The 17,635-nt window shown below is 42.8% G+C and carries 13 protein-coding genes; 6 read left to right on the top strand and 7 right to left on the bottom strand.

What is annotated here, in order from left to right; genetic code table 11:
- Nucleotides 1-3 precede the first annotated feature (3 nt).
- Nucleotides 4-1,365: a YchF/TatD family DNA exonuclease gene (locus HZA10_09095; protein ID MBI5196465.1), complete on the top strand. Its 1,362-nt coding sequence runs from the start codon at nt 4-6 to the stop codon at nt 1,363-1,365.
- A 575-nt stretch (nt 1,366-1,940) separates the two neighbouring features.
- The gene (locus HZA10_09090) at nt 1,941-3,029 is read left to right on the top strand and encodes a hypothetical protein (protein ID MBI5196464.1); all 1,089 of its coding nucleotides are present in this window, start codon (nt 1,941-1,943) and stop codon (nt 3,027-3,029) included.
- 71 nt (nt 3,030-3,100) lie between these two features.
- Here HZA10_09090 and HZA10_09085 read toward each other — a convergent pair whose 3' ends face one another.
- Nucleotides 3,101-5,251, bottom strand: coding sequence for a tetratricopeptide repeat protein (locus HZA10_09085; protein ID MBI5196463.1), 2,151 nt, complete (start codon nt 5,249-5,251; stop codon nt 3,101-3,103).
- An 88-nt stretch (nt 5,252-5,339) separates the two neighbouring features.
- On the opposite strand from HZA10_09085, the gene HZA10_09080 reads away from it, so the two are divergent.
- Genes HZA10_09080 through HZA10_09070 form a run of 3 tightly spaced genes read left to right on the top strand, consistent with a single transcriptional unit; the run spans nt 5,340 to nt 8,930 of the window.
- Complete coding sequence (locus HZA10_09080) at nt 5,340-6,584, top strand: homocitrate synthase (protein ID MBI5196462.1); 1,245 nt, start codon at nt 5,340-5,342, stop codon at nt 6,582-6,584.
- A complete protein-coding gene (locus tag HZA10_09075) occupies nt 6,581-7,660 on the top strand; it encodes an isocitrate/isopropylmalate dehydrogenase family protein (GenBank protein MBI5196461.1) in 1,080 nt (359 codons plus the stop codon). The genes HZA10_09080 and HZA10_09075 overlap by 4 nt, the downstream gene beginning before the upstream one ends.
- Nucleotides 7,644-8,930 (top strand): HlyC/CorC family transporter, encoded by a 1,287-nt coding sequence (locus HZA10_09070; GenBank protein ID MBI5196460.1) that lies wholly within the window; start codon nt 7,644-7,646, stop codon nt 8,928-8,930. Before HZA10_09075 ends, HZA10_09070 begins: the two co-directional genes overlap by 17 nt.
- 241 nt (nt 8,931-9,171) lie before the next feature.
- Here the strand turns inward: HZA10_09070 and HZA10_09065 are convergent, their stop codons facing one another.
- From HZA10_09065 to HZA10_09045, 5 genes are all read right to left on the bottom strand, one after another.
- Nucleotides 9,172-10,425, bottom strand: coding sequence for an MFS transporter (locus HZA10_09065; protein ID MBI5196459.1), 1,254 nt, complete (start codon nt 10,423-10,425; stop codon nt 9,172-9,174).
- 82 nt (nt 10,426-10,507) lie between these two features.
- Entirely contained in the window at nt 10,508-10,786 is a 279-nt protein-coding gene (locus tag HZA10_09060) for a type II toxin-antitoxin system prevent-host-death family antitoxin (protein ID MBI5196458.1), read from the bottom strand.
- Nucleotides 10,787-10,874: 88 nt separating this feature from the next.
- Nucleotides 10,875-11,225 carry a hypothetical protein gene (locus HZA10_09055; GenBank protein ID MBI5196457.1) on the bottom strand — a complete coding sequence of 117 codons (351 nt, stop codon included), beginning with the start codon at nt 11,223-11,225 and terminating at the stop codon, nt 10,875-10,877.
- Nucleotides 11,226-11,764: 539 nt separating this feature from the next.
- Nucleotides 11,765-13,735 (bottom strand): ferrous iron transport protein B, encoded by a 1,971-nt coding sequence (gene feoB, locus HZA10_09050; protein MBI5196456.1) that lies wholly within the window; start codon nt 13,733-13,735, stop codon nt 11,765-11,767.
- Nucleotides 13,722-14,231, bottom strand: a complete 510-nt coding sequence (locus HZA10_09045; GenBank protein MBI5196455.1) for a transcriptional repressor — start codon at nt 14,229-14,231, stop codon at nt 13,722-13,724. Before HZA10_09045 ends, feoB begins: the two co-directional genes overlap by 14 nt.
- Nucleotides 14,232-14,779: 548 nt before the next feature.
- On the opposite strand from HZA10_09045, the gene HZA10_09040 reads away from it, so the two are divergent.
- Nucleotides 14,780-15,013: a hypothetical protein gene (locus HZA10_09040; protein ID MBI5196454.1), complete on the top strand. Its 234-nt coding sequence runs from the start codon at nt 14,780-14,782 to the stop codon at nt 15,011-15,013.
- A gap of 64 nt (nt 15,014-15,077) precedes the next feature.
- Here the strand turns inward: HZA10_09040 and HZA10_09035 are convergent, their stop codons facing one another.
- Nucleotides 15,078-17,597: a hypothetical protein gene (locus tag HZA10_09035; GenBank protein ID MBI5196453.1), complete on the bottom strand. Its 2,520-nt coding sequence runs from the start codon at nt 17,595-17,597 to the stop codon at nt 15,078-15,080.
- Nucleotides 17,598-17,635 lie beyond the last annotated feature (38 nt).

Here is a 17,635-nt window from a genome sequence, read left to right as displayed (position 1 = left end):
TAAATGCTTATTGACACGCATTGCCATCTTGAGATGGCGGATTTTGACAGGGACAGGGAAGAGGCGCTTAAACGCGCCAAAGATGCCGGCGTTGAATACATTGTCAACATCGGCTCTGACAGGGAGAGCAATGTAAAAGGGCTTAAACTGTCCGCTGATTTTCCTCAGGTGTATCTTTCCGTCGGCATTCATCCCCATGACGCAAAGACCCTTAATGAAAAACTTTATCAGGAAATTAAAGAATGGGCGGGGAAGCCGAAGGTAGCGGCAATAGGAGAGATAGGGCTTGATTATCATTACCTTCATTCTCCGAAAGACCTTCAAATTGAGGCCTTCAAGAGACAGCTTGTCATTGCAAAAAGTCTTAATCTCCCGGTCATAGTCCACAGCAGGGAGGCAGAGGAAGACACCACCAGAATCCTCAAAAAGACCGCTCCGCATAGGGGAGTCCTCCACTGTTATTCAGGCGATATGAATATGGCAAGGCAGGCAATGGACATGGGTTTTTATATATCAATCGCAGGCCCTGTGACTTTTAAAAAGGCAATTCAGTTGAAGGAAATTGCAAGATTAATCCCTGATGAACGCCTCCTGATAGAAACCGACGCGCCTTACTTAAGCCCTGTGCCGGTAAGGGGGAAAAGAAATGAGCCTGCTTATTTAAAATATACCGCAGAAGCCATTGCAGGCATAAGGGGTATAACCCTGTCAGACATATCAAGGATTACGACACTCAATGCCATGAGACTTTTTAAGATAGGCGAATTGCCTGCAAAAGGCGAGATTGCCTATCAGATAAGGGATTCACTTTATCTGAATATCACAAACAGGTGCACAAACAGGTGCGGATTCTGTATAAGGTTTCAGGCGCGCTATGTCAAGGGGCATAACCTGAAACTTGAAAGTGAGCCTTCTGCAGAGGAATTAATCAAAACAGTCGGCGAGCCTAAAAATTATAAAGAGGTTGTCTTCTGCGGGCTCGGTGAGCCTCTCCTCAGGCTTGATGTTGTTAAGAAGGTATCCGCATGGGTAAAACAAAAAGGCGGCAAGGTCAGGATAAACACCAACGGACACGGCAGTTTAATTCATGGAAGAGACATACTTCCTGAACTTCAGGGTCTTGCGGACTGCGTTTCAGTGAGTCTTGACGCTGAAGACAAAGATAAATATGAAAAAGTCTGCAAGCCCGAGTTTAAAGGCGCATTTGATGCAGTCATTGCTTTTATCAGAGAGGCAAAAAAATATATACCTGAAGTCAAAATCACAGTTGTTGATTTGCCTGAAATAAATCTTGAGAAATGCAGGGCTATTGCAGAGGAGCTTGGAGTGGAGTTACGGGTAAGAAGGCTGGATGTAGTGGGGTAAAACCATTTATTAGCTTGACACCGTTGTTGGTGTGTGACATTTTTAAATAGTAACATCACACCCTTAATATTCCCCTTGACACAGTAACTTTCTGTATGCTAAAAAATGTATGTTTTTCTAACATCCAATAAGGGGAGAACTATTGAGAAGGTGCATTATCTTATGTTATATCAAACCGTTCATCTTAATTAACCCCGCCCCAATATTGCTCAGTCAGTCATCTTTTATAAAAGAATTTTTGTTCAAAAATCCATTCTCGGGGGGCTTGTCTTGAAGTCGTTTAATAAAACCCTTCGTATTTACTCTGGAGTTCCGCCTTGAAGCGGCCAAGGGATACATGTGATCTTTTGGGTTTTAGATAACAATCAAAAATAAAGGAGAAATTTCCCATAGAAAAAAGAGAAATGAGTTTATTGTTAATTGTAATGTTTGTATGTGTGTTATTTAGTATAAATGCTTTTGCACTGCAAGACGATTCTGTTATATCCCAGCATATTAAAGAAGCAGACTGAACAAGTGGGCAGAATACAAACAGCGGAAGCGGAATAAAGACAGGACATATTCAGGACAGAGCAGTGACTACGCCCAAAATAACAGATGGTGCAGTTACCGGTGCTAAAATTCAGGATAGTGCAGTATCAACCTCTAAGATTGCTGATGGAGCAGTAACAACAAACAAAATAGCAGACGGCGCAGTGACGGATACGAAAATAACAGGTCCAATATCGGGGTCAAAACTTGGAAGCCATAGCCATTCCGGGGCAGATATTAGTGATGGGACAGTTACGACATCTAAGCTTGCTGACGGAGCGGTGACGCCGTCTAAAATTGGGTTTTATAATAATGTGATTATAGTAGCTCCAAGCGGCGGTGATTTTACCAATCCAGTAGATGCTGTGAATTCTATTACAGATGCCTCAGCAACTAATCCCTATCTGGTAAAGATCATGCCGGGCGTTTATAACATAGACACAAGTAGTGTGCAGATGAAGTCTTATGTTGATATAGAAGGGTCTGGAGAGAATACAACTAAAATAATAGGTAGTTCATCTCCTGCTCCTGTAATGGGTTCTTCAAATGCAGAATTAAGGTTTCTGACTATTCAGGTTGTCAACCTCGGCACAGGTCAAAATGCAGCAATAGTCAACTACCAGACGTCCCCACGGATTAGTAATGTTACAGTTATTACTACCGCACAGTTTGGTATTTTGAATTCCTATTCTAATGCCATTTTAACAAATGTAACAATTGAAGGCATTGGCACATCAACCGGTGTATTCAATATGTACTCGGGTTCTCCAATAATGAGGAACTTAACTATTAATGCTGCTGTAGGCGTGGCTATTCAGCAGGAATGTTCCCCTGTAATGGAAAATATAATAATTAGTGGTGGTCATACTGGCATATATAACTATGGTACTCTTATAATGAGAAATGTAGCAATAGATGCTACATATGCTGGTGTTGAGAATTTTAGTGGGAGTACTGCAAAGATAAACAATTCTATGATAAAAGGGAGTTCGTTTGCGATAAACAGCGGGGCAGGCGCAACCGCTTATGTCGGTAGCACGATGCTTGATGGACAGGTGACAGGTAATGTTACATGTGCAGGAGTATATGATGAAAACTATGCATTTTATCCAAACACTTGTCCTACTCAATAGCCTAAAAACTGTATAATTGTGTAAAAAGTGATATAAGGGGAAGGATAAATACCTCCTTCCCCTTTCTTCCTTTATTCTAACGCGGGATTCAACTGTTTGGCCCGACGAAAATGCTCTTCAGCTTTATGAGTCCATCCCTTATTATTGTAAGCGACACCTATATTTTTGTGGGCCTCAAAAGAAGAAGGATTAGCAATTAATGCCTGTTCGAACATCTCAATAGCCTCATCTATCTGACCATTTTTAGCATAAAGGATTCCTAAAAAGATATAAACTCTATAATCTTTAGGGTTATGCATAATAGCATTCCTGTATGCGTTTATAGCTTCTTTAATCATACCCTTAGCAGTGTACACCATACCCTTACTCACATACATGCCTTCATGGGCTTCAATGTAAGTTGGATTTAACTCAATCGCTTTTTCAAACTGTCCCATTGCCTGTTCATACTGTCTTGCATCTAAGTAGAGGAATCCTAAATGAGTAAATGATTTATCACTTGGCTGATTTTCTACATCCTTTTTTGCTCTGGCTATCTGAAAATTCAAAATGTCTTCTTTATTAAGAGAAAGTAAATCAATAGTCATATGTTTTTTTAACCCCCCTGATTTTTTAAATTCCATTGCTCTGGCAAAATGATATTCGGCATTATCCCAGCGTCCCTTCTCGGCTAATGCCTGCCCTAAGTGTATGTGGGGTCTGGATAGTAATGGTGACTTTCTTACCACATCCTCCCACAAGGTCACTGCATCCTGCCAGACAGCGTTTCTTTGATAAGAGGCGATGGAGAGAACAACAAGGATAGTAGTTAGTAGCAAGTAGCAAGTAGCAAGGGGAAGACGATGTTTAAAACGTGACGAAAGAAAAAAAACAAAACAAACAAAGGCAATTATTAAACCTATGCCTGGCAGGTAAAGTCTGTGTTCAAATATCACATCTATAATGGGGATAACACTTGACTCAACAAACAGGGTTATGAAGAACCAGAAAATGCCGAAAGCCATTATTCGCAATGCGTAACGCGTGATGCGTGATGCGTAAAGAAAATAAATACCAAGGCAAAAAACAACCAAAAGAAACAGAAACGACAGGAACACGTTTGGATTTAGAAAAGAGTTAGATATTGGATAGGCATAATCAAGATTCTGGTTTATTGGCAGAAACAATAATCTGATATAAGTCACAATTACCCTGAACTGGGTAAAGAGATAGTCCAGCCTTGACATATCAGTCTGAAGCCTTGCTGTCTCAGATACATCGCTTAGCAAATCTCCGGCAGATGTGTCAGCCCCGATATAGGAAACAGGGATGATGAGCAGGGTTAGGAGAAAGGGGGTTAGATAGAGAAAACGTAAGGCGTAAAGTGTGAGGCGTGAGGATGAAGGTTGAATTTGAGACTTGCTGAAAAAGAAAAATTCATAAAGTACAATGATAACTGGGAGGGTGAAGGCAATTTCCTTAGTCTTCATGGCAAGGACAGCAGAGAATACAGATGTCAGATACCAGAACACAGATGACAGACTAAAGATTTTTTGCCTCTTGTCAGTGTTCTGTGCCTGCCTGTCCGGTAGGCAGGCTCTGTGCTCTGTGCCTGCCTGTCCGGTAGGCAGGTTCTGTGTTCTGAATTTCACATACATCACCAAACTCAGTAGATAAAAGAGAGTTGCAAGTGATGTAAACCTCTGGACAATGTAAGTGACTGCCTGCGTCTGAATAGGGTGGGAGACAAAGAGCAGTGCGGAGAAGAAAGCAATGATAGCTGATAGGTCATAGCTCATAGTTGATAGTCCATGGTTATTTATTTTTTTACTATGAGCCATGAGCCATGAGCTATGGGCTTTAAATGTCAGAAGGACAAGCCAGTAGACAAGCAGTGCGTTTATGATATGGATTGCGAGATTGACCGCATGATAACCTGTGACATCAAGACCATGCAGTTTATAATTAAGTGCAAAAGTAAGATAGCCTATAAACCGATTTTTAAAAGTGTTGTATAAGGGGAATGCTTTTGCATTTGAAGGTTCTGAAAAATATTGAAGGTCTTTGATAATGGGATTTTCTACAATATTGGATATGTCATCAAACTGAAACGGCACATGGAAGGTGTTGGAGTATACAATCAAACCAACTATAAAAATTAACAAAAGATGGACTATTGGTTTATGCAGGAGACTTATTTTATAAGGCGCATTAACCTTATCTGCTCCTTGTATGTTTTTCATTGAGATAATATAACACTTAGAATACCCATGCTTCAAGAATGAGGTAAGGTGTTGTAAATCCCCATAAAATATGTTTATATATTAGACTATGAAAAAGATTTATCTGATAGACGTTACAAACAGGGACGGGGTACAGACCTCGCGCATCCTTTTGAGCAAGCTTGCCAAGACAATGCTCAATATCTATCTTGATGAAATGGGGCTGTTTCAAAGCGAGGTGGGATTTCCTACCATCAGGCACGAGGTAAATTACATAAACGCAAACCTTGAGCTTGCAAAGGCAGGCGTAATAAAAAGAATGCACCTTGAAGGGTGGTGCAGGGCAGTGAAGGATGACGTGGAACTGACTTTTAAAAACTGCCCGAATATAAAACACCTTAATATATCCATCTCAACATCCGAGATAATGATTCAGGGCAAGTTTCAGGGAAGAAAGGTTTGGAAAGATGTGCTGAATTCAATGATAGAGGCTTTAAAGACGGCAAAGACGCTTGGTGCTGAGACCGTGGGAATAAATGCCGAGGACGCCTCAAGGACAGATGTTGAGAGACTAATTGAATTTGCGCAGGCAGGCAGGGAAAACGGGGCTGACAGGTTCCGTTACTGCGATACGCTCGGCGCAGACGACCCGATAACGATTTATCAGAGGATAAAGCACATTGCGGAAGTAACAAAATTTCCGGTAGAGACACATTGCCATAATGACCTCGGCATGGCTGAGGCAGTGTCTCTTACAGGAGCGCAGGGGGCCATTGAAAGCGGTGTTGACGCATATATAAATACAACGATAAACGGCTACGGTGAACGGGCCGGGAACTGCGATCTCGTTTCTACGATTCTGGCGCTTAAATTCTCTCACGGCTTTGGCGACAAGATAAACCTTGATGAGCACGTGGACCTGAAAAAGGCATGGAGGCTCGCCCGGTATGCCTCATACGCATTTGGTCTGCCGATACCCATAAATCAGGCAGGCGTAGGCGCCAATGCCTTTGCGCATGAGTCAGGCATACACGCAGACGGAGCGCTTAAGGACCGGCGCAACTATGAGCTTTATGACCCTGAAGAGGTAGGCAGGGGAGAGCCTGAATTATGTGAGACAGGAAGAATAATAACAACCGGCGAATACGGCGGGCTTAAAGGCTTTATGCATGTGTATGATAATCTCGGCATTCACTTTGACAATGATAAAGAGGCAAGAAAAATCCTGGAGCTGGTCCAGTATGCAAACCTCCATACCCAGAAGCCTCTTACGGATGATGAACTCAAGTTAATAGCGGGGCATCCTGAAATAGTCCGTAAAATTCTCACGCTTATACCTCAAATTTCAGAATAATGTATAAAATAACTCTTATCCCGGGTGACGGCGTAGGGCCGGAAATAACAGAAGCGACAAGGAAAGTCCTTGAAGCCACCGGAGTCCCCTTCCAGTGGGATATCCAGAATGCAGGCACAGAGGTTTTTAATAAAGAAGGCACACCCCTTCCTGACAGGGCGCTTGAATCTATCAGGAAAAACAAGGTGGCCCTTAAGGGTCCGATCACAACTCCCGTTGGCACGGGTTTCCGCAGCGTTAATGTCCTTTTAAGGCAGACCCTTGAGCTTTACTGCTGTCTGAGGCCCTGCAGGAGTTACCCTGGCGCAAAGACAAAATATGAAGACATAGACCTTGTCATTGTAAGAGAGAACACCGAAGACCTTTATGCAGGCATTGAATACCAGAAGGACTCGGACGGCGCCAAATCCATTATCAAGCTGATACACGACACCACTAAAAAGACTATACGGAGTGATTCCGGCATCAGCATAAAGCCCATATCTGTTTTCGGCACTGAGCGGATTGTCCGCTTTGCATTTGAATATGCAAGGAAAAACAAGAGACGCAAAGTAACTGCCGTGCACAAGGCAAATATCATGAAATATTCTGACGGCTTGTTTCTTGAAACGGCAAGGGAAGTCGCCAAGGGTTACCCTGATATTAAATTTGAGGACAAAATCATTGATAATATGTGTATGCAGCTTGTCCAGAAACCGGGCCTTTATGATGTGCTGGTCCTGCCCAATCTCTACGGTGATATAGTCTCAGACCTTGCGGCAGGTCTTATCGGCGGACTTGGTCTTGCGCCCGGAGCAAATATCGGGAATGAATATGCAGTTTTTGAACCTACCCACGGCAGTGCGCCTAAATATAATGGACTCAACAAGGTAAACCCCATGGCAATGATTCTAAGCGGCGTCCTGATGCTGAGGCATCTCGGCGAGGCGCAGGCGGCTGAGAAACTGGATAGTGCTGTTGCCGGAGTAATCAGGGAAGGGAAGTATGTAACGTATGACATGAAACCCGCGCCTGACGACCCTTCTGCCGCAACTACGTCAGAGGCTGCAGACGCAATCATTGCAAAACTCACTTAACAATACTATGGAATCCAACCTTATAAGCCTCATAATCATTATTTTCTGCCTTATCTTGATTGCAATGCTATCAAGTTCAGAGGCAGCCTTTATTGCCGTTAACAGAATCAGGCTGAGGCACTTAATTGAAAAGGGCGACAGAAATGCCATGATTGTGCAGAAGATCAGGGACCAGCACGACAGGCTTTTCAGTGCAGTAATATTGTCAGGGAATTTATTTACAGTCCTTGCCACATCTATCGGGACTGCAGTTGCGTTAAAATTCTTTGGAGAGGAAAGCGGCGTTATAATTGCAACTGCCGTCATGACCTACCTTACGGTGGTATTTGGAGAGCTGGCCCCTAAGACATTTGCCGTTACGCATGCAGAGGGTGTTTCGCTGTTTCTGGCAAGACCCGTTGAAATATTCATCAAGGTTATTTCACCGCTCGTCTGGGTGTTTCACACATCATCAAACCTTATAATACGTCTTTTCGGCGGTGAAGCAAAGCCCATCCCGCAGTTTCTGACAGAGGAAGAAATGAAGACAATGATAAGCATGGGCGAAGAGGAAGGCACGCTTGAGGAAGAAGAAAAAGAGATGCTTCACAAGGTGTTTGAATTCGGCGATAAGAGAGTGTCTGAGGCAATGGTGCCGAGAACCGAGATAGTGGCAATCCCTGAGGATGCCGTTGTTGCCGATGTTCTTGAGCTTGTATCAAAAGAGGGATATTCGCGCTACCCGGTCATAAAGGAGACGGTGGACAACATTACCGGCATTCTCTATGTAAAAGACATTTTGAGGAAGATGGCGGAGGAGGAGGTTGTTCATCAGATGTCTATTACAAGTTTTATAAGAGAGGCCTACTATATTCCGGAAAGCAAGATGGTGACCGGACTGCTTGATGAAATGCAGAAAAACAAATTCCAGATAGCGATTGTCGTTGATGAGCACGGCGGGACCGCTGGGCTTATAACACTTGAGGATATAATTGAGGAGATTGTCGGCGGGCTTCAGGATGAATTTGAGGCGATTGAAGCTGAAAAAGAGGTTGAGGTTGTTGATGAAAGCACATTTGTAGTCTCCGGCTCCACAGGGCTTAACGAGATAAATGACCTTGTGGGGACTGAGCTTAAAAGTGAAGACTTTCATACAATCGGCGGGTTTTTATTCGGTTTGTTCGGCAGGCTTCCGAAGGCCGGCGAACAGCTTCGCTATCATAACCTGAGATTTCTGATACTTGAAATGGAAGAAAAGAAAATTGAAAAGGTTAAAATAACAAAAATTTAAGGAAGCAGTCTTTTCCCCTCCAATAAGAGGGGACTAAGGGGTGTGTATTATTGTCATTCTCCCGATGCTTCGGGATCCGGAATCGTCTTACAAAGGCATAAACGCCTTCAAAATCTTTAGAAAGCAACTTGCCGGCAGGCAATGATTATCAGATGCTATGCTGTGATTTTAGGTATTTATCGTTTATTTAAAAGCTGGGTACTCCAGCATGGCATGTTTAGGGTGTTGCACTAAAGATTTCTCAGGCATTCATGCCTTTATTCACTCGGTTGTTAATATTAGTTCCCCCGCCTTTCACACGCCCTATTAAAACAAGCCCTGCCGCAAAAAAAACCGAAATTGCAAGTATTGCGGGACGCTGGCTTCCAAATGCCGAGGAGATGTATCCGAACATGATAGGCACTGCTACAGCCGATGATTTCCCCACAAGCGAATATACTCCGAAATATTCGCTCTCTTTATCATGCGGGATAAACTGCGCAAAAAAGGCCCGGCTTGCCGCCTGAATTATACCAAGCCCTAATCCTGCAAAGCTTGCGAGCAGAAAGAAATGAGATTTTGAAGTTATACAATATGCGGCGGCAGCTACAAAAAACCACATTAAAAGCGAGGGCATCAGTACTTTTTTAGGTCCCCATAAATCAATGGGCTTGGCCATGATAAAGGCCCCTGCAAGCGCTGTAATCTGCACGATAAGGTACAGACCTATCATCTCTTTTACATTAAAGCCGAGTGTGGTTGCGGCAAAGATGCCTGAAAATACGATAACTGTATTAACACCGTCTTCATAGATGAGAAATGAAAGGAGAAATTTCCGCAGTTCAGCCTGCTTCCACATATCCTTTAAAGTAAGCCATGAATATCTGCCTCCGCTTACTGCTGAAGGCATCAGGCCTGCCGAAGTTTTTTTATCATGCGGCAGGAAAATAAACGCAGGCAAAGAAAATAATGCAAAAAACATTGCAGTCATAAACCAGGTTCCGCTATAATTCCCTTTGCTAACAAGCGGAAGGGCAATCAGCAATGACAAAATAGAGCCTGCATAACCCACGGCATATCCCCATGCAGACACCCTTCCCTGGTGTTCTTTGTCCGCTATCTCAGGCAAAAATGAGTTGTAAAAAACAAGCCCGCCCTCCATGCCGATGTTTGCAAGCATGACAAGGAAAAAACCTTCAATAAGCATTCCCTTTCTTAAAAAAGAAAAACACGCCACAGATAAAACGCAGAGCAGGGTGTAGATAAAAAGCAGGCGTTTCCTTTTTCCGCTGTAATCCGCAATGCCGCCTAAGAACGGGGACGTAAGCGCCACAAAAGCCATGCTTGCGGATACGGCGCGCCCCCACCATAAATCCCCCTGTCCCGCTTCATTTCCGACGATTACAGATACATAGTAGACAGGGAAAATAACTGCCGAGATAACGGCGGAATAAGCGGAATTCGCAAAATCAAAAAAACACCAGCTAAGAATTTGTTTGGAGTTTTTAATTTTCATTAAAGGATTGAGCGTAAGTCTTTTGCAGCGTTATGTGGAGTATCCTTTTCCTTGCTTCTACGGAGTGTCTCAATGCCTGATATTACCGGGCACTTGCTGTACATTTTGGCCTGTTGAGCCGCTGACGCATTTCTTCCGATGAAATCCCGCCTTCAGATTTTTGCCTTGACCGTGACCGCTCTATAAGGGCAATAAATTTTGGATTATTGCCTAAAGAGACAGTTTCAATATCTGCATTGATTATACTTACCAAGGCAGCGACAGGCCTGCCTTCTTTTGTAATAATCACCGGTTCTTTTTTAATTCTTTTTGCGTAATCAGAAAGCGGCAGCGTTGCTTTTGCGGCTTCAACAGTTTTCATAATTTTATCACCTCTTTACCAATTTTAACATTATTCCTCTCTTTGATTCCAACAGCGCGGATAAAAACAACCCGCATTGCCCCTTCATTTAGACGTTTTTTAATAATGCAATTCCAATTTTACGCCATAGATAGATGTCAAGATATATTCTGTTTATCTTCAACTTCTTAGCAATTGTATAAGCTACAAACTGATATTGATCACTATCAGCTTTAGTTAATCTCTTTATAGAATTCCAGCGAGGAAGATTGCGTCCAGAATCTGTTTCACTCAATCCTTCTGCAACATGGCTATCAAGAGGGATTTCAAGCCAACTTTCAATATGATCAATTTTATGTTTCTGACAAATATGTTTGTTGTAGATTAAATTTCGGAGAAATATATTTATTACCTTTCTGGCCGCTCCCCAATTCTGCGCTCCCGATGGTAAAGACCTCATAATTTTTTGAGTATCTTTATCTAAAATTTCAATAAACTCATTTTGCGTTGATGTTGTAGAATATTTTTCAATCTTTATTTTTGCAAGTGATTTTCTCGCTGATTCAACTACGTCTTTTGCTCCTTGACTTCTTAAGGTTGAATTTCCAACAGATGCAGATGCTTCACGCTTTATTAATAAGTCAATAGTCGTATCGTTTATGCATTAATCTCCTACGTCTAACATTTATCTACGGCATTGCATATTTTTAGATTTCAATAACGATTAAAGGATGTTATTAATATTTGCAAAATATACTATTAATAAATCTTCTGTCAAGGAAAAACAACTATACTGTCAAGCCACAATAGAAATGTCCGGTTTTGCTGAGATTGCTTCGTCGTCCCGACTTTTCGGGACTCCTCGCAATGACCGAGTGGGGCAAGGAAAGTTAACGGGTAAAAGATATTGTCATTCCGCACTTGATGCGGAATCCAGGGTCTTTTTACAAGGAACTGGATTCCTGCTTTCGCAGGAATGACAGGAAAATACAAATTTAATCAAAAAACCCTTAATGCCGTAAGCGCTTTGTGCAGTAATCCGCCTGCGAAAAAGGCAAACGGAAACACAAATGCGGCCATGGCTACAGCCGTCTTCACCCCGCGCTCTTTAACTATCATAAAGAAATTTGCAATGCACGGGATGAAAAGCGTAATGGTCACAAGGCTCACGACAACCTGCTCTGTGTTTAGAAGCCCCTGCTCCTGTAATGCAAAAAGTCCTGCGGCGCCGTAATCCCTCCTGAGGAACCCCATGATGAAAGACGCGGCAGTTACAGAGGGCAGTCCTAAGATGTTGACTACCACAGGAGAAGTGACTTTTTCAACCAACGGCAGGATGCCTGTTTTGTCTGCCGTAAAAAGTATCAGGGTGCCGAGGATAAAAAGTGGCACTGCCTCCTTGAGATACCATTCAATGCGCCCCAGTGTTTTTATCGCTATGTTTGAAAATTTAGGCAGTCTCATGGGAGGTATTTCAAGGATGAAATCAGCCCTTTGACCGGGGATGATTCTTGCCGCAAGAAAACCGACAAGTATTATTACGGCGCTTATTACTGACAGCCACACGATGAACGCCGCTGCCGGCTGTTTGCCGAACATGCCTAAGATTACACCGAGCTGTGCCGAACACGGAATGCCCAGCGCAATAAGCAGGGTGACGATAATCCTCTCCTTGGGCGTGTCAAGGATTCTTGCCGTCATGGTTGCCATTGTGCCGCAGCCGAGCCCGAGTATGAGAGGCAGGACTGCCTTGCCGTTTAATCCTATGGACGTAAATATTTTATTCAGCATTGCGGCAAGCCTCGGCAGGTATCCGCTGTCCTCAAGCATTGCAAATGCAATGAAAAAAGTCGCAGTTATCGGGAGTATTATTGCTATTGCATAGGTAAGCGCCATAGTAATTACGCCGTAGGGTCCGATTAAAAGTTCCTGAATAAATTTTACCGGTATGACTGCCGTTACAATCTTTTCCGCCCACGGGTTTAGATATTGACCAAAGACGCCGTGTTCAATCAGGTCCACCAGAACTCCGGCGCCTAACTTTCCGACAAATAAATACAGTCCGTAAAGGACAAGGAGCAAATAAATAAATCCCATGAAAGGATGGGTTGCCGCTTCGCTTAAAATAACTGAAAAACCCTTTGCCGGCGATTCGCTTTTAGTTAATATTTTCTGCAGCATATTATCAATAACCGCCAGACGCTGTTGGTTGATAACATAGCTTAAAGGCATTGAATACAGGACTGCGGCATTATTTCTCAGAGATTCAATAATCCGTATGTTTTCAGGAGTAATATTTTTGTGCAGCCAGTTTTTTAAGGTCTCATCCCCTGAAAGCAGCATAAGCGATATGGACCGTTTTGAAATATTTGCATCAGGGAGCAGAAGCTCAATTTTTTTAATATACTCCTCAATGGTATTGTCATAGGAGAAATTAAAGGTTGAAATTTTAGGGGCGGTCATGGCTTTTTTAAGGGTGCCTATGCCCTTTTTCTCAACTGCGATTGTTGATACAGTTTCAATGCCTAAGATTTTTCTAAGTTCAGCCTCGTTGATGCCGATACCCCTGCTGTGCGCCTCATCCTTCATATTCAAATCAAGTACCACCGGCAGTCCGGTCTCTATAATCTGAAGGGTGAGGGACAGAGAGCGTTTCATGTTTTTCGCATCGGCTACGTGGATAACTGCCGCAGCCTTTTCATCAAGGAGTATGTCTCTTGTGACCTTTTCATCTTCACTCATGGGCATGATGCTGTTTACGCCCGGTGTATCAACTATCAAAAAACTTTTCTTGTCTATGGTCATGCCGCCTTTTGTCACTTCCACTGTTGTGCCGGGATAATTTGAGACCGTTACATAGCGTCCCGTGAGCAGTCCGAAGATGGCGCTCTTGCCTACATTCGGGTTGCCCACGAGGCAAACCTTCACTGATTTTTCCTGTTCATTGGTTTTATGATTATGCGCGTGCATTTTTGTCCTCTATTCCGCCGTCTGCATGACCAGCCTTACATTCCTTGCAGTAGCCGTAAATCTCCATCTTATGAGTTATGATTGTAAAACCGAGCTCAGATGCTATTGCATCCTGCAGTTTTTCTATCTGTATGTCTTCAAATTCCGTAATCCCGCCGCAGCCCATGCATATGAGGTGGTCGTGATGCTCGCCGGCGGAAACAGGCTCATAGCGGGTCAGGTTGTCGGCGAATACGCGTTCAGTTGCAAGCCCTGATTTTGAGAGGAGCTTAAGTGTCCTGTAAACAGTCGTAAAACCGATTTCCTTATGTCTCCTGCTGATTTTTTTATAAAGGTCTTCAGCTGTTATATGCCCTGCTGTTTTAAGGAATTCTGTTGCAATGAGGTCCCTTTGCCTTGTGGCTTTAAACCCCATTTTTTTAATAAAAGCCCGCAGGCGCTCTTTTTTCCCGGATACATGGGGGTTGCTGATATCATTTTTTTTAAAATTTTTCATGTGTTAGCCCACTGTAACAAATTTAACGCCCGCAGTTTATTGGGGTCTCAGGCTTGCAATGCCTGTTTGTTTTTTAACATATCAGAGATGCTACTGTCAAGGAAAATGAAATTCATTTTCAAAATCAACAACCACAATCTCCCCTACCTTGACGGGAGGGGATTAAGGAGAGGGTGAAAATATATAAACACCCCCACCCTATCCCTCCCCCGTCAAGGGGGAGGGAAACATAAGGGGTATCCACAGGAATGGCTGAAGAGCCGGCTAAAATATAGGTGCGACATTTTTTGATAATTGCAACCGACTAATTAGTCGTATAACTACTTGTATTTAAAGCTAAATATAGAATCATTAGCGGTTTTGATGTAAAAATTTGTCGCACCTATATTGAAAACCTTGCTGAATGACAGTGATCATATAACCACTTGATTTTGGGGGAGATAAAACTATTTTTGAGATATTACATAAATTTAGCGCAAAAATTGCTATGTATTTAATGCTGATTTTATTATGTCAGTAAATACTTATGAAATAAGGAGATGTTGTTAATGATTGATATAACGGAAAATATTAAGAAGAGCGCTACTAAATGCAGTGATAATTTTTCATGTCTGGCGAACTCAAAGGACTGCCTTTGCGATGTTGAAGACATGTACGGGAATGTCCTGTTTATCAGGAGGCCTGACACCCGCAGGCATTGTGATTACAGCATGCACTTCGGGGAATCTGTTGTCTGCAATTGCCCTGTAAGAAAGAAGATATACCACCTTCATAAAATTTAATTTTTACGGCTGCCTCCATAAACTGTCAGACCTGCCTGTAATACCAAATCTGAAAATACAATTGTTATTTAGTTATATTTACTGACTTAAACTTGTTATTATTTGTTTCATTTACCTCAATGATAACTTCATCGGCATCTGCTACGGCAATAATATAATATGTGCCTGATTGCAATCCCGTCGGGATGGTTATGTAAGTATTTCCTGTGGTTGATGCTCCGGCGGCAAGTGATGCTACAGACCTCTTTCCTAAATAGGTATCTGCCCCGACATCATATACTGCATTAGCAGATAAATAAAATTTAGTATATGAAGCCCCTGCCGGGTTTGTACCATTGTTTTTGGTAGTATCTTTTACAGTAATAGTTAAACCGGACCGCGCAGTTGAGGGAACAAATAGATAAGTGATGATCAAATCAGCAGGCGCCGGCTGACAGTTTGAATCGGATGCATCAGTTAATCCGTCACAATTATTGTCTATTAAGTCACTGCATGTAGAATTAGCAAACGGGCCCTCTGTTCCCGGCGCGCCCGGGGTGCAGGTGTTTACCATTACTCCACCTTGACAGCTTGATGTACCTGCTGCAGCGCATGCGCCGATGCCGCAGGTGGTTGGTATTGATGCTAAGCCGTCGTCTACCTGACCATTACAGTTATTGTCTATCCCGTCACATAACTCGGCAGATGGCGCGCCCGGGGTGCAGGTGTTTACCATTACTCCACCCTGACAGCTTGATGTACCTGCTGCAGCGCATGCGCCGATGCCGCAGGTTGTCGGCACAGGCACATAGCCGTCATCCGGGATTCCATCGCAGTTATTATCAACACCGTCACAAATTACATCTGATGCTTCCGGATATTTTAATGCAGAATAATCATCGCAATCACCTGAAACGGCTGTCAATTCAGACAATGTTTTATAACCTGCTGGAACTGAACATTGCACAATAATATTACCGTTTGAATAGCCGTCCCCGTCTATATCCTGATACCATATCTGATTAGGATGCTCCTGGGGATTATTGTCATTGCAGTCAGTTGTCCCACCGTTGGGACATGAGGAATCGCCCGGTGTACCATACCCGTCACCGTCATTATCAGAGCATATAGAACCTTCCAGAAACACCGGACTTTCGCCTAAACTTAAAGTAATCTCCCCGTAGGCCACAGCGGTTGTTCCGGTTTCAAAAAAATTCGGGTAGTCGTTCTCATTTAAATATGCCCCTGTGTCTGTATTTGGAACGGCCTTTGTGACCGTGACATTTCCCGTAAAATCAACAGCAAATGTAACGGTCTTTAGATTACCGTAATTATATGCCGGCTCATTAAGATATTCCCACCATGCAACGTAGACCGGTTTATTGTTTTTAGTGAACTTATAGATATAAATATTGTTTGTTTCATTGATAATCTGTATGTTGTTCCAGTCGCTGCCCCCCAGAACATCCGCCATTTTTTTGTACGTATAATAGGACAGTCTCGGCACCCCGGCCCCTGTTGCATCTCCGTTTTGCCCATCGGCAATAAGACCCATGAAGTTATACATACTGCCCGGAACATTTCCAAAATTGCTCCATTCAACGAGGTTATTCCAATTTATCAGAGAAACGCCATTGGCAATATTGTAGACATATCCTTCAATAAGAAATTTTGTCTGGTCTCTTTCTGTTTGAGGCGGCCAGTCAGGTACTGTCGGGTCGCCTGCGTGCGAACCATATTCCAATGAAAATATTTTAACATTATTATAGCCGTTTGAATTTAGAATGCTTCTCATGCTGCTGACTGGTATTTGATAGTTTTTTCCGTACTGCCAATGATGAGTATCCACTGCTTCAAATGAAATGTTTTTAGCTTTCAGAGATGAGACAACATAAGAAAAATCCGGAACACTGATTCCATTTAGCATTGAAAAAGCGCCCAAGACAATTTTTGCATCCGGGTCTGCTTCTTTTGCCGATTGAGAAAGTAATTCTACAAATCTTACATATCCATCAAGTGTTCCTCCTGATTTTAACCACGCATTTGGAAACGGCTCATTTTCTGCCTGCCAGTATTTTACTTTTACATTTGAACCGCAATCATTTGGATTACAGTCGTTAATTCCGTCGCCGTTATACCTTTCAACGAGGGCCTTTACAAAGTTTTTAAAATAGGTCTCGTTTTCTTGAGCAATATTATAATTTGTCCCTTTTGCTCTTGAAGAAGACACTATCAAAACTGTATTAAACCCCTCACCGCCGTTTTGATAAATTCCTTTTAACGCTGCGTCTGTCTGTGACCAGTTATAACCACCTCCAAGTTGAGGTTCCGCAGTATACCACATGATATTATCTCCGTTTGCCCTGGACCATTTAGCGCCAAGACTCCTGAATTTTTCACCTGCCCATGCAGTTTTATCTAAGGCGCTTATGTTCAAAAGAGTTGACCCGCTAAAAGCTGCCATTATGCCGAATGGAGAAATATTTTCTGCGGCAGGCGTTTCCGCTACGGATGCCGGGTAAACGGTTTTTTGCAAAACAAAAGACCCGCTAATGACGACAGCAATGATTAGCATTAAAAAAATTTTAATTATTGGCTTGTTCATTTTTAGTATCCTCCTTGTTACGACTTTAGAATATTGCA

Source organism: Nitrospirota bacterium, assembly GCA_016212185.1.
Lineage (GTDB): Bacteria > Nitrospirota > Thermodesulfovibrionia > UBA6902 > DSMQ01 > JACRGX01.
The sequence above is the reverse complement of the archived record's forward strand: the minus strand, read 5'-3'. Positions and strand labels throughout refer to the sequence as shown.

What these genes read in the sequence shown, in the direction of transcription:
- HZA10_09095 (MBI5196465.1), top strand. Translation starts at nt 4, where the DNA reads ATGCTTATTGACACGCATTGCCATCTTGAGATGGCGGATTTTGACAGG.
- HZA10_09085 (MBI5196463.1), bottom strand. Translation starts at nt 5,251, where the DNA reads ATGAAAAACATACAAGGAGCAGATAAGGTTAATGCGCCTTATAAAATA.
- HZA10_09080 (MBI5196462.1), top strand. Translation starts at nt 5,340, where the DNA reads ATGAAAAAGATTTATCTGATAGACGTTACAAACAGGGACGGGGTACAG.
- HZA10_09065 (MBI5196459.1), bottom strand. Translation starts at nt 10,425, where the DNA reads ATGAAAATTAAAAACTCCAAACAAATTCTTAGCTGGTGTTTTTTTGAT.
- HZA10_09060 (MBI5196458.1), bottom strand. Translation starts at nt 10,786, where the DNA reads ATGAAAACTGTTGAAGCCGCAAAAGCAACGCTGCCGCTTTCTGATTAC.
- HZA10_09055 (MBI5196457.1), bottom strand. Translation starts at nt 11,225, where the DNA reads ATGAGGTCTTTACCATCGGGAGCGCAGAATTGGGGAGCGGCCAGAAAG.
- feoB (MBI5196456.1), bottom strand. Translation starts at nt 13,735, where the DNA reads ATGCACGCGCATAATCATAAAACCAATGAACAGGAAAAATCAGTGAAG.
- HZA10_09045 (MBI5196455.1), bottom strand. Translation starts at nt 14,231, where the DNA reads ATGAAAAATTTTAAAAAAAATGATATCAGCAACCCCCATGTATCCGGG.
- HZA10_09040 (MBI5196454.1), top strand. Translation starts at nt 14,780, where the DNA reads ATGATTGATATAACGGAAAATATTAAGAAGAGCGCTACTAAATGCAGT.
- HZA10_09035 (MBI5196453.1), bottom strand. Translation starts at nt 17,597, where the DNA reads ATGAACAAGCCAATAATTAAAATTTTTTTAATGCTAATCATTGCTGTC.